The organism is Treponema sp. (assembly GCF_045641405.1).
Classification (GTDB): domain Bacteria; phylum Spirochaetota; class Spirochaetia; order Treponematales; family Treponemataceae; genus Treponema_D.
This window is the reverse complement of record NZ_JAZUGX010000064.1, coordinates 18,093-33,651: the sequence shown is the minus strand read 5'-3', so window position 1 is coordinate 33,651 and position 15,559 is coordinate 18,093. Positions and strand designations below refer to the sequence as shown.

The window sequence follows — 15,559 nt, the reverse complement described above, 5'->3', positions numbered from 1 at the left end:
TTACTCCTTTTCTCTAAATTTTCATCCATATCCATGCATAATTCTACAGAATTTGCTCGAATTCTGCCACTTTTTCAGCCCCAAACCGCTGTTGTAACATCAATTTCAATTGATGGGAGAAACAGTATCAAGTAAATTATTAATTATTTTTCCATGCTTTAACGACACAGAAGCCCCCATTGGCCATTTGTGAAATCATCAAACTGGGCTAATACTTTAATTTTGTCTCCAACTTTCAAATCCATTCTTCTTTCATCCAATTCAATACTAATACAATCGCCGTCAAGCGTATTCCTATTGTAATCATCTAATCCAATGGCTACTGCTGTATGAATTAAATCATTTCCATCTTTTGGCCAAGTTACATAATCGATTTCTCCAGAAATTACATAAATCTTATTTCTATAATTTGTTTTCATTTCTTCTGGAAGATTCTTAAATTCATCAATGAAACTTTCATTGGAAGAAACTTCAAATATTTCAGATTTTAACGGTATTTTGAGATGATCATCCTTTCCGGTACATGATATAAATAAAAAAAAACATGTACATATACAGATCAATTTTTCCTTTATATTTTTCATTTCATCAACACCTCATAAAAATATTCCCAGTTGTTAGCATTTGACAATTTCTTACTGTCTGGTAATTTTTTCATATCGTATTCATAATAAGAATGATCTTTTATTTTTTCAAATAAGAGAGCCATATAAGAAAAAGACTTAAGACAGTTTGGAAAGTAAAATTACGTGCCAATGGGGACAGACCCCAGATAATCAAATTGATGGGAAGACAACAAATAAAAATCTATATTCCTGAAGAACCCATATAGCAATTTACTTATCCTTCAAATATTTATAAGTAACAACATAAAATACACTTATCAGTAGAATTACTCTTTTATAAAAAGGAAGAAATGTATTTAATGTCCTCTTTTGAAAACTGTTCCAAATATTCCTCTTTGGACACATACTCTATCATTCCATTGTTAAATTTTGGAAACTGTAATCTATTTTTAATCTTATATTCAGACAAGAGAGTTCTTACTTCAATAGAATATTCCCGCTTAAGGAAAAGAGGAATCAAGTGTTTTAAAGTCTTTATTTCCGAAATAGGTAATATAAACAACGCTATTGTGCTAATGACTATCGGATCATTGAGATTCAAGAGATCTTTAATTATTTCATATTTTCCAAGAGAAATAGAAATACAAATTTCCTTTATTGCATAGTTATATGCATTGTTTGCTGCCTTTATGTCTCCACAGTTCAATACACTCAACTTATGGAATCTTAGCTTTTCTACAATAATCTGAATATTACCATTTAACGAACAAAGATTTTTCATCGTTTATCTCTTACAAAGCTTTCATTTCTGTCTGGAGACAACATAAAGCCAATAATCTACAAATCATACAACTACAAAGGATTATTTTAATTATTTTAATAGAAAAAGTACAAAATTGATAGGAGATTACTGAATTGTATAATAAAATAAATTTCATAAGCTACAAGTCCATTGAAAAAGTTCACTAAAAAACACAACTACAAGAAGTTCTTTTATGAACAAACTAATCAAGTCATTTTTGATTTCACTGCTCCTTCTTGGCCTTCTTTTTAGCATTGGATGTTCTACAGCGTCGGACAGTACAGACTTGCCTCCTTATACCCCATTGTCTCCAACAAATTTCTCTGACTATTCCACATACTCAAGCGTTCAGTTTGCTGCTGCTATGAAATGCGGATGGAATCTTGGAAATACCTTTGATGCCCATATTACAGGAAACAAAACAAACCAAGGACTTTCAACTGAAACAAGCTGGGGAATGCCAGAAACAACACAGGCAATGATCAATGCTGTTGCAGCAAAGGGATTAAAGACAATCAGAATTCCTGTAAGCTGGCACAACCACATTACAGACGGAACAAATTACACCATTGATGAAAACTGGCTTGCTCGAATAAAAACTGTTGTTGACTGGGCGCTGGCAAATAACATGTTTGTAATCATCAACATCCACCATGACAATCTAAAATCTTCAGAAATGACAATCACCTATGGGTTCAGTGTAAATACAAATCAGGCAGAACAGACAACCTCAAACCGATACATTACGAAAATATGGCCATAAGTTGTCCTTTGATTCTCTGGAACAACAAGACAACAATCTCTACAGGCGGAACTGATGTAGCCGAGCGCCACGGATATTTTGATCGAAATACTCTGACCTGGTTCTTCCCTACACTCGTAGAAAAATTGGTAGAACTTTCAGGAAGTGAAAAAAACGGGACATCCCTCATCGATCAGCCTTATGACATGGACAAAGAAGATTGGACCGTAAAATGTACAATACCAAAAGAGAAATTCAATTCCGCAGGCAACTCTTCATATATAAAAGTCACATATGAATAATCGTCTGGTTCACCATCCTATTTCTCTGTAAAATTGACGACCCACTGGGATAATTCAGGAAAAGAGATCAGCACAGCAGGATCTTTATCCAATGGACTTTCCTTTAACAATAGCGACTACTCAATATCGCTAAATTCACCTTCGGGAAGTACAAGCTTTACTTTTTCCCCTAGTACAGACAACTGGCCTGTAATCAAAGAAAAAGGACTTGTCATTTATGGTTATGGAATTAAAATAACTTCCGTTCAACTATACTAAATAAAAAGACATCCTCGGACTGCAGTCTTCACATCCGCGGTTGTCTTATATGCATCATGAAAATCATTTATTTAAAATTGCTTTTAGGATATTATGTTTTCCATGTATGAAGTTAGAGTAGAAGCCGATTTTGCAGCGGCACATTTTTTAAAGGATTACCACGGCAAGTGTGAAAACCTTCACGGACACAATTACAAGGTATATGCCCACGTCCAGGGCAACAAGCTTGACGAAGGCGGAATGCTCCTTGATTTTACGGAATTGAAGGCAGCTTTAAGGAAAACATGCAGTCTTTTGGACCACAAGAACCTAAATGACTTTGATTATTTCAAACAGAATCCAAGTGCTGAACGCATAGCGACATTCATTGCAGAAAACATTATTCAGGACATTCCTTCGCTCAAAAAAAATGACACCGGCAACGCATACCTATACGCTGTCGATGTCTTTGAGACAGACACTTCCCGTGCCAGATATATTCTTTAGAACAATTACATCCTTACAGGAACTTCAAGTTTTGCAAGATCCGTCTTTATTCCGCCGACAGTGTAGTCTCCGGAATGCACCATGCTTGCAATGAGTGCGGCATCAGCCTTTCCGTCCTTTAGTACATCAGCAAGATGCTGCACAGTTCCACCGCCGCCAGATGCTATTACAGGCACTTCAACATTTTCGCTGATCATGCGTGTAAGGTTGATTTCATAACCGCTGCGAGTTCCGTCTGCATCGATTGAATTCAAAACGATTTCACCGGCACCGAGTTCAACGGCTTTCTTTGCCCAATCAAGTGCATCAAGTTCCGTTGCGACACGACCACCGTTAATGAATACGCGGTAACCGCTAGGCATTGTTTCGTCCTTTGCAGCATCCATACCGAGTACGATACACTGGTTTCCAAAAACGCGGGCACCTTCCTTTATGAGTTCAGGATGCTTTACCGCCTGACTGTTAAGGGAAACTTTTTCCGCCCCTGCAAGAATTGTTGAACGGATGTCATCCAATGTTCCGATTCCACCGCCAACACAGAAAGGAATGAAAACCTGACTTGCAACGCGGGCAATGAGGTCAAGGATTGGACCACGACCACGGGCACTTGCCATGATGTCATAGAATACAAGCTCATCAACTCCCTGACGATAATATTCTGCAGCCATTTCCACAGGATCACCGATATCGATGTTGTTCTGGAATTTTACACCCTTAGTTGTACGCCCGTCCTTTACATCAAGGCAGACGATGATTCTCTTTTTTAGCATGTTTCCGCCCCTACAGATTTACAAAATTTTCAAGGATCTTAAGTCCAGCTTTCCCTGATTTTTCAGGATGGAACTGGAATACAGTAAGGTTATCCTTTTCAATGACAGAAGGAACCTTGATGCCATAATTTGCATAGCCTTTGATAACGTTTTCATCTTCAGGCTGAATTACATACGAATGAACAAAGTAAAAATCACTGTGAGCATCAATCCCTTCAAGCAATTTTGAACCGCCATTGCAGATTTCAATATCGTTCCAGCCCATTTGTGGAATTTTGAAGGAATCCTTTGACGGATTGTTTTTTAGCAAATCAGAAAAATGCCTTATCTTTCCTGGAATAAGTCCAAGGCACTCAACATTTCCTTCTTCAGAATAATCAAAGACAATCTGACTACCAAGACATATTCCAATCATTGGTTTGCCGCTAGCATGAAAATCCTTGAGGAACTTTTCAAAACCAGTTGCTTTCAGCTGTTCCATGGCATAAGCGGCATCACCAACACCTGGAAAAACAATTTTATCCGCATTTTTTAGTTCAGCAGGATCCTTAGAAAGAACATAGTCAGCCTTGAGATATTCAAGGGCATGCTCAACACTCGTTATGTTTCCTGCGTTGTAATCTACAATTCCAATCATAGCAAACAATATAACAGAATGACTTTAAAATGAAAACAGCACTAATTGTAAAAATTAGTGCTGTATATAACTACTTTATCTTCGAGTAACCTATTACTCTGTTGGTCTCTTCTTAAGCTTCTTTGATTTCAACACTGCCTGTCCTTCACCTACGCCAGTTCGCCGCAGGGGCGGCTCACGCAGAGCTTGGACGGGCGCTGCGCCACTCGCGCCCTCGCCGAGTAATCTATTACTCTGTTGGTCTCTTCTTAAGCTTCTTTGACTTCAACACTGCCTGTCCTTCACCTACGCTCTGCTCCATCATGGCACGTACGCGGAGTGGGAGGCCGAACAATGTGATGAAGCCTTCGGCATCCTTGTGGTTGTAGAGATCACCTGTTGTGAATGATGCGATTGATTCGTTGTAGAGGCTGTATTTTGAACCTGAACCTGCACCGCGGATTGCACCCTTGATGAGCTTGAGTTTAACCCAACCCGTACATGTTTCTTCTGACTTGTCTACGAAAGCCATCAGTGAATCATACAATGTTGTGAATACCTTTCCGTCATAGATGAGCTCACCGATCTTAACAGAAAGCTGCTGCTTGTAGTGGTATGTATCACGGTCAAGTGTAAGGTGGTTCATCATGCGGTGTGCTGCATAAAGGATTGCTCCACCTGGAGTTTCGTAAACACCGCGGCTCTTCATACCTACACAGCGGTTTTCACAGATGTCAACGAGACCGATACCGTTGCGTCCACCAATCTTGTTGAGCTCTGTAAGGAGTTTGAGGGCATCCATCTTCTTGCCGTTAACAGCAACAGGAATTCCCTTTTCAAATTCAATCTTTACATATTCACCGTTGGCAGGAGCTTCTTCTGGAACAACTGTGTTCTTGAGCATGTGCTTGTAGTTTGGTTCGTTTTCTGTCTTCTCAAGTTCGAGACCTTCGTGGCTAAGGTGCCAGATGTTTTCATCGCGAGAGTAAGACTGATCCTTCTTCATTGGAACTTCGAGTCCGCGGTCTTCAAGATACTTGATTTCTGCTTCACGGCTGTCCATGTTCCACTTGTCGTCACGCCATGCAGCGATGCACTTGAGGTCTGGAGCAAATGCCTTGATTGCAAGTTCAAAGCGAACCTGATCGTTACCCTTACCAGTTGCACCGTGACAGATTGCAACGGCACCTTCCTGACGAGCGTATTCAACAAGAATCTTTCCGATAAGAGGACGAGCTGTAGAAGTACCAAGGAGGTATTCATCTTCATAAATTGCATTTGCCTTGAGTGCAGGCCAGATGTATTCTTCAATATATTCCTTGCGTGCATCTACAACATAACATGCAGAAGCTCCTGTCTTGAGGGCACGGTTCTTGATTGCCTTCCAGTTGTCACCCTGACCAACATCGATACAAACTGCGATAACATCATAATCGTAGTTTTCCTTGAGCCAAGGAATGATTACAGTTGTATCAAGTCCACCTGAATATGCAAGAACAACCTTGTCTTTTCCAGACTTCTTTGTTGATTTCTTTGCAGCAGACTTAACAGCTGTCTTTGCCTTTGAAACAGTCTTCTTTGCCTTGTCAGCAACTTTTTCTGTAACCTTTGCCATAAAAAATGCCTCTCTATATAAAAGTCTCAATATGTATATTTATACATTTTTTTGTATAAATATGCAAGTTACATGATTAAAGGGTTCCTGTAAAAATCAGTTTAAAAAGCTTTCCTGCTACCATTTTACGAAAGCAGCCTGAACCGTAAATTTTGTAAGCCTTTCTTCAAGGGGCATGTCGGAAGGTAGATTAAGAGTCTGCCTTCTGAAGGAACCGAATTTAAATTCACCATTCTCCTTATGACAGCAAGTACATTCATCCATAATCTTAATATTGTCTTCGGGAATTCCGCATTTTATCAGCACGGCAAGATTTGCTTTTGTAAGGGAAAGCGAATAATTATCCTCGCTGATTTTACTTACACAGTCATGGCAAAAGTTATCGATGAAATAGTGGGCTCGTTCTTCCGTAACATTATAGCAGCAGTCCCCAATATGAGGTCCAATGGCAACACAGATATCCTCAGGTCTGGAACCATATTCTTCAATGATGATTCCAACCGCCTTACCAACAATTCCTGTTCCTTTCCATCCAGAATGGAGAGTTCCAAAAGTACCGCATTTTGTATCAAATACATAGATGGGCATGCAGTCTGCAACCGTCACGACAGGAACTATGTTTTTGTTCCTTGTAATTATTCCGTCACCTTGTAAACCAATGGTTTCATCTGCGCTTTCAATGTCGTAGACTGTCTTTGAATGAATCAACTCTACGGCAGCAGGAAATTTGTCCGATCCACATAGTTTTTTAAGGAAAGCATTTCTGTTTTCATTTGTCTCATTCCAACGAAATCTCATTGTCCCCATGGAAATATCTGTCATTCCCCATGATGGTCCATCTTCAAGATTTTTCCCGTTGAATTTAAATTTCTCCAGAATCATATACCTACACTCTGAACGAATCGATTTCCTTAAGGGCGGTCAAGATTTCACCAGCGTACTTTATGCTGTGTGTAAATTTTGAAAGGGTCTCACGGAACTCCCTGTTGTCACGGCCCATGATTTTATTAAGATTTGTCAGTGGTCCATAGTATACAGTTGCATGTTCTCCAAGCATTGCACTAACAAGCAATTCAAATTTATGGCCTGAATTAATGAACACTTCGGTAATGTAGGAAGCTGCCTCTTCCATTTCGTTTATGACAATCTTGAGCTTTTCTTTATTTGAATTGGATTTAATGGAACCTTCATAACGCATGAATTCCGCACCGTATTCTCCACCGAGAGAAACCTGAGAAACAAGAACCTCAAGCTTATCCATGATTTCATTGAAATCCGCCACAAGATCTGTGAATTCATGGCGGTTTTCTTTTATCTGAAAATCCCCCTCAAGAGTCACTACATTCAAAATGCTTGCATATTTCTGATATTCCTGTTTGAAATAGTAATTGATGAAGCCAAGTGAAAGATCAAATCTGAATGGGAATTCATCCTCATATTTTCGCCAAGGATGATATGGAAATTTCTGGAAATCAGGAATATTGAAGAAAACCTTCATCTTCTTCTTTATTTCCTCTTTCTTGTATTCTTTGTTCCAAAGTCTCCACCTCTGATCAAAAACAATTCTCCACTGCTCACGATATTTTACAAACCAGTTGTCACCACAGGAGAAGGTCTCTGGAACATAAAGTGAATTTTCGTTGATGACCTTACCAATTTCACGCAAAGGATATTTTCGGCAGAACATGTTGATGTTTGTGATCTCGGCAGAAGCTGTGCTAAGCAATTTATCAAGGTCTTCCTTTGAGCACTCAGGCACTACCCCCTTCCATAGATCCTTGATTTCTGTAGTTGTAAGATAGAGTGAAGTAAGGAAATCATCAGAAATCTGTTTCTTTGAGCAGAGTACCTTTGCAAATTCCGAATATTCATTTTTTACCTGAACGAACAAACAGGAACGGTCTTCTCCAGCCACCGAGAATTTATTCAACATGACTCCAATAGGCAATCTGACAAACGTCTTAAGCCATTCAAAGGATTGAGAAATATCACCGATTTTTTCTTTCATATCGGCGGGCATCTGACCAAGAGATTCATCAATTTTATTAAGGAAGCTGTTTCTTGCTTCCTGTCCTAAAGGCCTTTCAAAATCATACTGAAAAGGATCGCAACCAGCCCTTACGCTTTCAGAGAAGTCTGGCAAATGCTGAAGGCAAAGGAGATAATAGAAGACACCAGAATCAGTATCGTCTATCCTAAGCTGAGTTCTAAAAAAATCCTGTGCCTGCTGAAGTTCCAAAAGCTCCTTGTACATTGTATTGCAAAGCATCTTACGCTTGAAATCAATAAGCCCAGGATAGAGAACCTCTATTCGCCGTGCCAAGGCACTGATTACGGCATTGTTATAGACTTCCTCAACACTGACATTAAGAAAAAGTGATTTGACCCAGACAACCAGTTTTTTAAAGAACGGTTCCTTCTTGAAGTTAAGCACGAGACCTTTCTTTGTATTTGCCAGATTCTCTTTTTCCGATTCCTTATTCTTCAAATCATTTTCTGAAGGAATTTTTATTTCTATATCTGCAGGATTTATTCTTTTGAGGATATCCTTACGTTCTTTTTTTGTAAGGTCAGAAGCAAGTCTGTCGAAATTTGTTTTATTATGTACAGTTTTTTTCTTATCCATATGATATTATTTTAAGTCTTAATCCACCCAATGTAAAGTAAAGTATAAAAGAACCTTCAATTTATTCTGTTTTAAGGGATTCTAAAGAGCAGACCTGTTTTCTCCGATAATCGAGGTATGGATCTGAACCAGATTGTTAAGCTTTCAATAAATGTCCTCAGAGATTGGAGAGTCATCTTCATCGCAATTTTTTCAATATCATTCATGATGATTGGCAGCTATGTCGTAAAGTACAAGAAAAAACCTCCTCGTCCTAAGAAAATAAAGGCTCCAAAACCTGTAGAAGCTCCAAAACCCGAAGAAAAGACGGAAGAGGCAGAATGACGAAAGCGTTTGCTGCCCTAGAAATCCTTATCTTTTGTAACTTTCGTCACAAGAATCGCTAAAGCGATTCTTGCCATCGGGGACAGACCCCTTGGCGAAAGCATTTGCGTTCCTCAAGAATCGCTTTTTAGCAACAATCACGAATTGCCATGCAATTCGTGGGGCGAAAGTTAATGCATGTAAAATCGCTAAGAAACAAATGCTTTCGCCCATGAACAACGGGATTTACATGTTTAAAATTGAAAAAGGCTGCCAGTAAACTGACAGCCTTAATTCATTGACCCCGGCGGGGTTCGAACTCGCCACCTGCTGCTTAGGAGGCAGCCGCTCTATCCATAAATGAGCTACGGGATCATAAGATGCTGGAACTGATGTTCCAGCATCTTATGATCCCTACACCAAGTATTTATCACTTCGCGGAAAACACTTGGTGCGGGGACTGATTAATAATCAACAAGTTATCAATCACAATGAAACACGCACGAACTCCTCTGGAGTTCGTGCTAGGAAAATCGCTTCGCGATTGTCCTACTTGTCCTTTGCGCGTTCTACGAATGCACCTTCGCGTGTGTCGATAACGATGCGGTCGTCTGTATTGCAGAACAATGGAACGCGAACTTCGATACCTGTATCGAGAGTTGCTGGCTTGAGAGACTTACCAGAAGTATCACCCTTTACACCAGGTTCGCAGTATGTGATTGTGCGAACAACCTGTGTTGGAAGATCGATACCAACTGGCTTTCCTTCATAATATGTAACCTGTACATCGTAGTCATCATCTGGAGAAATGTAACCAGCGTTGTCGCCAAGGTCATCTCTTCCGAGGAGAACTTCGTCGTATGTTTCCTGATCCATGAAGTGGAAATCATCACCATCGATGTATGAAAGCTTTACTGTCTTTGATTCAAGTTCAACTTCCTGGAACTTGTCACCTGCATCAATACCGAGGTCCTTTGTTCCGCCTGTAACGATGTTCTTAACGCGAAGATTTACTGTGATACCCTGGCGGCCACCCTTCTGTCCAAGCTTCTTCTGTACGATAAGTGGTTCACCTTCTACGATGAATGCTGAACCTACTCTAATTTCGTTTGTAGAAATCATTGTCTATTCCTCTGAATATAATTAATTTTATACTATTTTATAGAAAACCGATAAAAAAAACAAGGTTGAAAATGCAAAATTGATTTTTTATCCTAACCACATTACAATTTTCATAGGAGAATACCTTGAAAATCACCGCAAAGCAGTCTGCCGCCACATTTCTTTTTATCCTTATCCTTCCGTTGGTTTCATGCATCAAAAAACCGGCAGATGTAATTCCTCCAGCATCAGAAATACATGGTGAAGAGATTTCTCCAAATGAAGAACCTGCAGTCCCCATAGAAACTTTAGCAGAAGCAAAGATCCTTTCTCCAAAGGCAAATCTTTGTCTTTTGGGACGTGATGGAAAGATGCACGGAATACTTAACCTTTCATATGGTGACAATGTAGAAGTCATTTTCATCGATGGCCAGATAGTCACAATGCAATCGGAAGACATGGTCTATGCCCATTCCGTCTATAATCAGGTTGAATATTGGATGGACATGGATTCAATTGCCCTTCAATGCCAGAATGCACTTGTCGTGGAAAAGGCCGTCCTTTATGCCGACAAAGACTTCTTGCTTACAACGGATGAAAAAAATTCTCCCTTCAGATTTGGAGACTCTGTATGCAGATCAACAAAAGAAGAGGATGAAAGCGAATACTACGACAGAATCTATTACTACGACAGGAATGTAAAGAAAGTAAAGTCTGCCTTCGTAAAGAAAGGATGTCTCAGCACCAGAGTTGATGATATTGTCGTAATGGATTGCGTCAAAAAACTTAGGGTCACAAAACGAGCCACACCAAGAAACGAAATTTTCAAGAAAGCAGCAAAATACAATCCTTGCCCTAGAGTTGCCGCCGCACTAGAAGCCGAAAAAACAGAAAAGATCGAAAACAACTATCAGGATGTCCTCAACGCTTTGCCTGGCGCAAAATACAAGGTCAATGTACCAGAGCTACTTACCGTAGATCAAAGCAAAGATCCATTCCAATAATATTTTTTGTAAAACAGCCGCTTTTTATTTTTTTTCGTTTATATAATTATAGATGAAAAGAATAGCGGTTTTAATCTTCATTTTTCCTTGTGCATTCAAAGCATTCTCAGCGACAGCAGAAATTTCTTCTGAGATTACTTTTTCAATTCCTGTCGATGAAAGCAACTGCATGATAAGAAACATTTCAACAATTAAATACAATATGGGCCTTAGATTGAATCTCGGGGCAGACACCATTACAGGTAACTGCAGGTTCGACTCAACAAAACTCATGGACCTCTATGGATACACACCTATGGATTACATCCATTCTCAGGACTATACCTACGGCATACAGCACAACCAAAAACTGGGGAAGCTGAATCTGGATATTCTTGCAGGAACACTTAGGTTCTCAAACGCCATTTCCCGCCTTAAAAATCCGTCAATCACATGTCCTTCACCTCTCAAAAAAGGTTCTGTTCCAGCACCAGGAATCGCACCATCAATACCTACAAGCTCATCAAGCAGAACACCAGTTTCCTTTGCAATGGTTTTGACTCCAGTCCAGAACGCAGCTTTGATTCCAACCCTTCAAATTGCAATCCTTGAAACAGAAGAAAAATATGGAGCAATATATAAAAAGCTTTCAACACAACTAATACCAGAGCTATTGTTCTCCTGTTCAGGTGGAACTTTTTTTCATCACTACGAAAATGAAAACGGCTGGTACCATGACAAAAGACACTATATGGAATCAGACTTCTTATCTGGTGAACTGTCACTTTCAACATCCTGGAGATACTTTAAGAATTCAGTTTCCATAGGCATATATGAAAATCCTTTCGGAGGAACAAGAAGATGGATAAGAAATCAGACATACCTGACCTTTGGATTCTTTTCTTTAGGACTTTATGTTTTTGATTCTGACATGGATGTAATAACGGCTTCAGGGAATTTACCAAGAATCGGGCGGCAAATATTTATTTCACCACAGTTTAGGTTCCATACCAGTAAAGGAACATTAAGCCTCGGTACAACCATTGGAGAAACCTCAAGAAAATCAAAAGAAAGAATGACTCGGGAATTACACCAATATTACATGAAGGCCGCAGCATCTTTTGACAGAAAGGAAGTCAACCTTGGTTGGAACCTGAACCTTGATTATTCAACTGATAAAATGAAGCTGAACAATTCCTGGGGATTGAATGCAGGGATTCCTATCCGTTCAGCAAGAAGCGACACCTCTTTCAACTATGCATTCTCAGATGAAGCAATAAAAAACTATAAAATATCACAGAAGATTTATTTTAAAAAAAATCTGCTTGAATCTCTTGCCGCAAGCTGGACCTGGACCGACAGTAAAGGCAATGGAAAATGGAATTTCGATGCAAGTGCAAATTTCATGAAAAGATCAAAACGAATCAAAGCTAAAGGTAGAATCAGTTTTTCTTTCCGAAAACTTTCTTGAAAAAAGTCTGTTTCCCCTGATTATGACTATGCTCAGGCAATGTGAATTCAAAGACATCAGTCCGCTCTTCAACAAGGGAATCATTTGCATCAAAGACTTTCGTTATAAGATGATATGGATATTTAATATTTTTAGTGGAAGGTACGGCAGGAAGCGCATCTGCACAGGTCAATACAACAGAAGAAGAAATTCCAGTTACCATCCTGCAGGCAACAGTGTCAGCATCGGAAGCAAGGCTCACAACCTGATCAAGATAGCAACCGTTTATGAAATCCGAAGATTCAAAGGATATTTTTGTCTCAAGGTGATTCTTTATGGTACTGATGGAAATATCCTTTATCTTCATAAAATGCCTACTGTCCAGGGGCAAAAGTTGTCGTTACTGCAAGAGAACCTACAACCTTTACGGAAGCTGAAATTGATCCAGCTGCAGCAGCAGAAGCGGAAACAGGTGCCGATACACTTGTTGCGGCAGAACTTCCAGAAGCTACAGAATTACGGGAAGAAAGAGTCACTGTGTTGTCAGTTCCACCAACGGAGCCCTTTGCCATTTCTGCGCGTGGATTTGATGGTGCACGACCAGAAACGGAAGCCTTGCTGGACTGACCTGCAGCAACTGGCACTCCTTCTCCACCAACATCTGAAGTAGAAGCAAAGGCATTGGCATGTCCCTGATCTGTACCAGCACCATCAGCAGGCTTTTCTGAAACAGCATCTTCAGAAGATTCATCTTCAAAAGAATCAGCACTCTCTGCAGCTCCAAAAGCAACAAGACCTTCAGTAACAGTAAGCTTACCTGACGAAGAAACAATGAAAGCAGTACCACGGACAGAAGCGGTTGCTACTGGAGAACGAACCTTGAAACCTGCACGCTTTCCATCTTTACCTGATACATTGGCTGCAATTGAGCCAGAATCTATATAGATCTGTGTACTGTCCTTTTCTTTTGTAGAAACAAGGCTTTCGATAGTAACACGAGTCAAAGGTCCGAGGGTAAAGCTTGAATTGCTTACTTTAAGGACAGCCTCGGAATTGAAGCCAGTGGAAATGACAGTTCCCTTTTCAAGGACATCACCTTCCTGAAGTTTTACCCACATTCCAGCTTCCTGAATCTCTACCTTTCCCTTTACGGAAACAACTGTAGCAGTAAGGGCATTTGCACAGAAAACTGAGAATGCAACAAAAGCAAAGGCTATAAATTTCTTCATAGAATTCCTCCATTCAAAATTCAAAATCATTAATTTCAAAACAATATGGTTTATAGAGCCAATGCAAGACCAAGACCGATTTCAGTGCGGCTTGCATTACTGTACTTTCCTGTAAACTGGGTCAACGACAAAGAGAAGTTCAAGTCCGAATACATCTTATACATTGCTCCACAAGTGAACTGTATTCCGTAGAATTCAGATGAGTTTTCAGGCAATCTGAAAACCATGTCACCACCAGCAGAAACGACAAGCTTCTCAATCGGCATGATGGAACCGCTTACTCCCATCTTAAACAGTTCGCTGTATGCAGGTTCATCCTTTGAAAGACATGCTGTGCCCTTGGTGAAACCAACGAATTTTCCAAGCTTCCCGCTGGCTCCAGAAGCATATACGGCATTCAATCCAAGGACGGAATTCTTGTAGGATGTAAAATAATTAAGGTTCAGCTGACCAAGAAGTCCTATCTTGTCAAAATCAGTAGTTCCAAAAGTTCCGCTCACAGTATAGAACATAACGGCAGAAAGTGGTCCCGTAAGGCTAACCGTTCCATAGATGCGATTGTCATCATCTTTAAGGTCTCCAGGTCCTGCTACGTTGAACACACCAAGACCTTCAAACGATACAGTCTGATTCTTGAAAAGGTATGGAAGGGAAAAACAAATGGACCCTACAGCATAAGGGGCTGCAAAATCATACACCTTCTTTTCGTTTTTAGGAGACCAGGCAATTCCCTTGCTTGTGAGTATTGAAACATTCTTCACATTCTGAAGTCCTGAATATCCACCATATGCCGACACTTCCATCTTTGGAGTAATGTACCTAGCATAGATGCCATCATTAGGCTGAGCGAAGACAATTCCAGATAGATCAGAATAATGGAAACGACCTGCAGAAACCTCGAGGGACTCAGTCTTGCTGAGTTTTCTTGACGTGGAGAACTTAAGCAATGTGCAGTCCAGGACAATGTTGTTATCCGTTTTTGGCTTGTCACCAAACTGTTTGTCCAGCTTGTGCTCAACAGAAGCCTCCGCCGCAAAATTAGAAACACCATCATGGAGCAAAGGCATACTGAATGCACCAGTGAATTTTTCAGCCTGCTTGAGAAGTGGATTCTCAAACTTTCCCTTATAATAATCTACCTTTGTTGAATCTGTGACTATGGCAGAAAAATCATATGCGTAGACACCTGCCGTTCCCAAAAGGAGAGCAAGGGAAAGAACCGCCTTAGCAATCTTTTTCATCTAGTCTTCCTCCCCTGTCTTGATTTCATATTTACTGAGACAATCCGTTATGACCGCAAGAAGATTTCTTCCGCTCGGGATATCCATAGGATCTACCGAAAAATCAATGACTTCATCTGCCTTCATCTGCCTGAAAGTATAGCGCGAAGAATTGAACAGCTTGAGCATAAAACTGCCTTCTATCTTCCATGTTCCAGCACAAAGCCATGAAAGCTCCTGCATGTTGATGGTATCTGCAGCACCGATAGAAGATGGAACGATTCCTTTTTCCTTAAGGAGATTGAGAGCATCCTCGTAGCCAGCCTCATTCTTGATGAGTCCAAGCGCAGAAGTCGTAAGATATGCTGCCTGACCAAAAGTTGCTTCCTTTGCCGTGATAATCTCCGAAACCTTGTCTGCTGACTGGGCATACAAAGACAAAGAAACTGCAGATGCAATAAGCAAAACAATCAATTTCTTCATTTAAGAT

The 15,559-nt window shown here is 40.1% G+C and carries 18 protein-coding genes and 1 tRNA gene; 6 read left to right on the top strand and 13 right to left on the bottom strand.

Annotated elements, in window-relative coordinates; all coding sequences use genetic code 11:
- Nucleotides 1–158: 158 nt before the first annotated feature.
- Together ACKI39_RS10375 and ACKI39_RS10370 are read right to left on the bottom strand one after the other, a co-directional pair.
- Nucleotides 159–584, bottom strand: coding sequence for a hypothetical protein (locus ACKI39_RS10375; protein ID WP_407400254.1), 426 nt, complete (start codon nucleotides 582–584; stop codon nucleotides 159–161).
- Between the two features lie 316 nt (nucleotides 585–900).
- The gene (locus ACKI39_RS10370; protein ID WP_407400252.1) at nucleotides 901–1,347 is read right to left on the bottom strand and encodes a hypothetical protein; all 447 of its coding nucleotides are present in this window, start codon (nucleotides 1,345–1,347) and stop codon (nucleotides 901–903) included.
- A gap of 214 nt (nucleotides 1,348–1,561) precedes the next feature.
- Here ACKI39_RS10370 and ACKI39_RS10365 point away from each other — a divergent pair, with 214 nt between their 5' ends.
- The 3 genes from ACKI39_RS10365 (at nucleotide 1,562) to queD (ending at nucleotide 3,156) form a co-directional block, all read left to right on the top strand.
- Entirely contained in the window at nucleotides 1,562–2,131 is a 570-nt protein-coding gene (locus ACKI39_RS10365) for a glycoside hydrolase family 5 protein (RefSeq protein ID WP_407400250.1), read from the top strand.
- On the top strand, nucleotides 2,122–2,412 hold the full coding sequence (locus tag ACKI39_RS10360; RefSeq protein ID WP_407400248.1) for a hypothetical protein: 291 nt from the start codon (nucleotides 2,122–2,124) through the stop codon (nucleotides 2,410–2,412). The genes ACKI39_RS10365 and ACKI39_RS10360 overlap by 10 nt, the downstream gene beginning before the upstream one ends.
- A 360-nt stretch (nucleotides 2,413–2,772) precedes the next feature.
- Nucleotides 2,773–3,156, top strand: coding sequence for a 6-carboxytetrahydropterin synthase QueD (queD, locus tag ACKI39_RS10355; RefSeq protein ID WP_407400246.1), 384 nt, complete (start codon nucleotides 2,773–2,775; stop codon nucleotides 3,154–3,156).
- Nucleotides 3,157–3,161: 5 nt separating this feature from the next.
- On the opposite strand, the gene hisF is transcribed toward queD, so the two are convergent.
- The 5 genes from hisF to ACKI39_RS10330 all read right to left on the bottom strand — a co-directional run bounded on the left by hisF (nucleotide 3,162) and on the right by ACKI39_RS10330 (nucleotide 8,783).
- Nucleotides 3,162–3,926, bottom strand: coding sequence for an imidazole glycerol phosphate synthase subunit HisF (gene hisF / locus ACKI39_RS10350; RefSeq protein WP_407400244.1), 765 nt, complete (start codon nucleotides 3,924–3,926; stop codon nucleotides 3,162–3,164).
- Between the two features lie 10 nt (nucleotides 3,927–3,936).
- Nucleotides 3,937–4,563 (bottom strand): imidazole glycerol phosphate synthase subunit HisH, encoded by a 627-nt coding sequence (gene hisH / locus ACKI39_RS10345; RefSeq protein WP_407400242.1) that lies wholly within the window; start codon nucleotides 4,561–4,563, stop codon nucleotides 3,937–3,939.
- 229 nt (nucleotides 4,564–4,792) lie between these two features.
- Nucleotides 4,793–6,157 carry an argininosuccinate synthase gene (locus ACKI39_RS10340; protein WP_407400240.1) on the bottom strand — a complete coding sequence of 455 codons (1,365 nt, stop codon included), beginning with the start codon at nucleotides 6,155–6,157 and terminating at the stop codon, nucleotides 4,793–4,795.
- A gap of 117 nt (nucleotides 6,158–6,274) precedes the next feature.
- Nucleotides 6,275–7,039, bottom strand: a complete 765-nt coding sequence (locus ACKI39_RS10335) for a purine nucleoside phosphorylase YfiH/LACC1 family protein (RefSeq protein WP_407400238.1) — start codon at nucleotides 7,037–7,039, stop codon at nucleotides 6,275–6,277.
- A gap of 4 nt (nucleotides 7,040–7,043) precedes the next feature.
- Entirely contained in the window at nucleotides 7,044–8,783 is a 1,740-nt protein-coding gene (locus ACKI39_RS10330) for a DUF5312 family protein (RefSeq protein WP_407400236.1), read from the bottom strand.
- Between the two features lie 117 nt (nucleotides 8,784–8,900).
- Between ACKI39_RS10330 and ACKI39_RS10325 the strand changes: the two genes are divergently transcribed.
- Complete coding sequence (locus ACKI39_RS10325) at nucleotides 8,901–9,107, top strand: hypothetical protein (RefSeq protein WP_407400234.1); 207 nt, start codon at nucleotides 8,901–8,903, stop codon at nucleotides 9,105–9,107.
- A 278-nt stretch (nucleotides 9,108–9,385) separates the two neighbouring features.
- Here the strand turns inward: ACKI39_RS10325 and ACKI39_RS10320 are convergent.
- Together ACKI39_RS10320 and ACKI39_RS10315 are read right to left on the bottom strand one after the other, a co-directional pair.
- Nucleotides 9,386–9,461, bottom strand: a tRNA-Arg gene (locus tag ACKI39_RS10320).
- Between the two features lie 174 nt (nucleotides 9,462–9,635).
- A complete protein-coding gene (locus ACKI39_RS10315) occupies nucleotides 9,636–10,208 on the bottom strand; it encodes an elongation factor P (protein WP_318691380.1) in 573 nt (190 codons plus the stop codon).
- Between the two features lie 125 nt (nucleotides 10,209–10,333).
- Here ACKI39_RS10315 and ACKI39_RS10310 point away from each other — a divergent pair, with 125 nt between their 5' ends.
- Nucleotides 10,334–11,191 carry a hypothetical protein gene (locus ACKI39_RS10310; protein ID WP_407400232.1) on the top strand — a complete coding sequence of 286 codons (858 nt, stop codon included), beginning with the start codon at nucleotides 10,334–10,336 and terminating at the stop codon, nucleotides 11,189–11,191.
- A 52-nt stretch (nucleotides 11,192–11,243) separates the two neighbouring features.
- The gene (locus tag ACKI39_RS10305) at nucleotides 11,244–12,641 is read left to right on the top strand and encodes a hypothetical protein (protein ID WP_407400230.1); all 1,398 of its coding nucleotides are present in this window, start codon (nucleotides 11,244–11,246) and stop codon (nucleotides 12,639–12,641) included.
- Here ACKI39_RS10305 and ACKI39_RS10300 read toward each other — a convergent pair.
- Genes ACKI39_RS10300 through ACKI39_RS10285 form a run of 4 tightly spaced genes read right to left on the bottom strand, consistent with a single transcriptional unit; the run spans nucleotide 12,613 to nucleotide 15,552 of the window.
- Complete coding sequence (locus ACKI39_RS10300) at nucleotides 12,613–12,987, bottom strand: hypothetical protein (RefSeq protein ID WP_407400228.1); 375 nt, start codon at nucleotides 12,985–12,987, stop codon at nucleotides 12,613–12,615. The genes ACKI39_RS10305 and ACKI39_RS10300 overlap by 29 nt on opposite strands.
- Before the next feature lie 7 nt (nucleotides 12,988–12,994).
- Entirely contained in the window at nucleotides 12,995–13,849 is an 855-nt protein-coding gene (locus ACKI39_RS10295; RefSeq protein ID WP_407400226.1) for a FecR family protein, read from the bottom strand.
- A 50-nt stretch (nucleotides 13,850–13,899) separates the two neighbouring features.
- Nucleotides 13,900–15,090, bottom strand: a complete 1,191-nt coding sequence (locus tag ACKI39_RS10290) for a hypothetical protein (RefSeq protein WP_407400224.1) — start codon at nucleotides 15,088–15,090, stop codon at nucleotides 13,900–13,902.
- Nucleotides 15,091–15,552: a hypothetical protein gene (locus ACKI39_RS10285; RefSeq protein ID WP_407400222.1), complete on the bottom strand. Its 462-nt coding sequence runs from the start codon at nucleotides 15,550–15,552 to the stop codon at nucleotides 15,091–15,093.
- Between the last annotated feature and the right edge of the window lie 7 nt (nucleotides 15,553–15,559).

Bases quoted from the DNA above. Each gene is read 5' to 3' on its own strand.
- ACKI39_RS10315 (WP_318691380.1), bottom strand. From the start codon at position 10,208: ATGATTTCTACAAACGAAATTAGAGTAGGTTCAGCATTCATCGTAGAA.
- ACKI39_RS10335 (WP_407400238.1), bottom strand. From the start codon at position 7,039: ATGATTCTGGAGAAATTTAAATTCAACGGGAAAAATCTTGAAGATGGA.
- ACKI39_RS10325 (WP_407400234.1), top strand. From the start codon at position 8,901: ATGGATCTGAACCAGATTGTTAAGCTTTCAATAAATGTCCTCAGAGAT.
- ACKI39_RS10285 (WP_407400222.1), bottom strand. From the start codon at position 15,552: ATGAAGAAATTGATTGTTTTGCTTATTGCATCTGCAGTTTCTTTGTCT.
- ACKI39_RS10365 (WP_407400250.1), top strand. From the start codon at position 1,562: ATGAACAAACTAATCAAGTCATTTTTGATTTCACTGCTCCTTCTTGGC.
- ACKI39_RS10305 (WP_407400230.1), top strand. From the start codon at position 11,244: ATGAAAAGAATAGCGGTTTTAATCTTCATTTTTCCTTGTGCATTCAAA.
- ACKI39_RS10375 (WP_407400254.1), bottom strand. From the start codon at position 584: ATGAAAAATATAAAGGAAAAATTGATCTGTATATGTACATGTTTTTTT.
- ACKI39_RS10290 (WP_407400224.1), bottom strand. From the start codon at position 15,090: ATGAAAAAGATTGCTAAGGCGGTTCTTTCCCTTGCTCTCCTTTTGGGA.
- ACKI39_RS10340 (WP_407400240.1), bottom strand. From the start codon at position 6,157: ATGGCAAAGGTTACAGAAAAAGTTGCTGACAAGGCAAAGAAGACTGTT.
- ACKI39_RS10330 (WP_407400236.1), bottom strand. From the start codon at position 8,783: ATGGATAAGAAAAAAACTGTACATAATAAAACAAATTTCGACAGACTT.
- hisH (WP_407400242.1), bottom strand. From the start codon at position 4,563: ATGATTGGAATTGTAGATTACAACGCAGGAAACATAACGAGTGTTGAG.
- ACKI39_RS10370 (WP_407400252.1), bottom strand. From the start codon at position 1,347: ATGAAAAATCTTTGTTCGTTAAATGGTAATATTCAGATTATTGTAGAA.
- hisF (WP_407400244.1), bottom strand. From the start codon at position 3,926: ATGCTAAAAAAGAGAATCATCGTCTGCCTTGATGTAAAGGACGGGCGT.
- ACKI39_RS10360 (WP_407400248.1), top strand. From the start codon at position 2,122: ATGGCCATAAGTTGTCCTTTGATTCTCTGGAACAACAAGACAACAATC.
- queD (WP_407400246.1), top strand. From the start codon at position 2,773: ATGTATGAAGTTAGAGTAGAAGCCGATTTTGCAGCGGCACATTTTTTA.
- ACKI39_RS10300 (WP_407400228.1), bottom strand. From the start codon at position 12,987: ATGAAGATAAAGGATATTTCCATCAGTACCATAAAGAATCACCTTGAG.
- ACKI39_RS10295 (WP_407400226.1), bottom strand. From the start codon at position 13,849: ATGAAGAAATTTATAGCCTTTGCTTTTGTTGCATTCTCAGTTTTCTGT.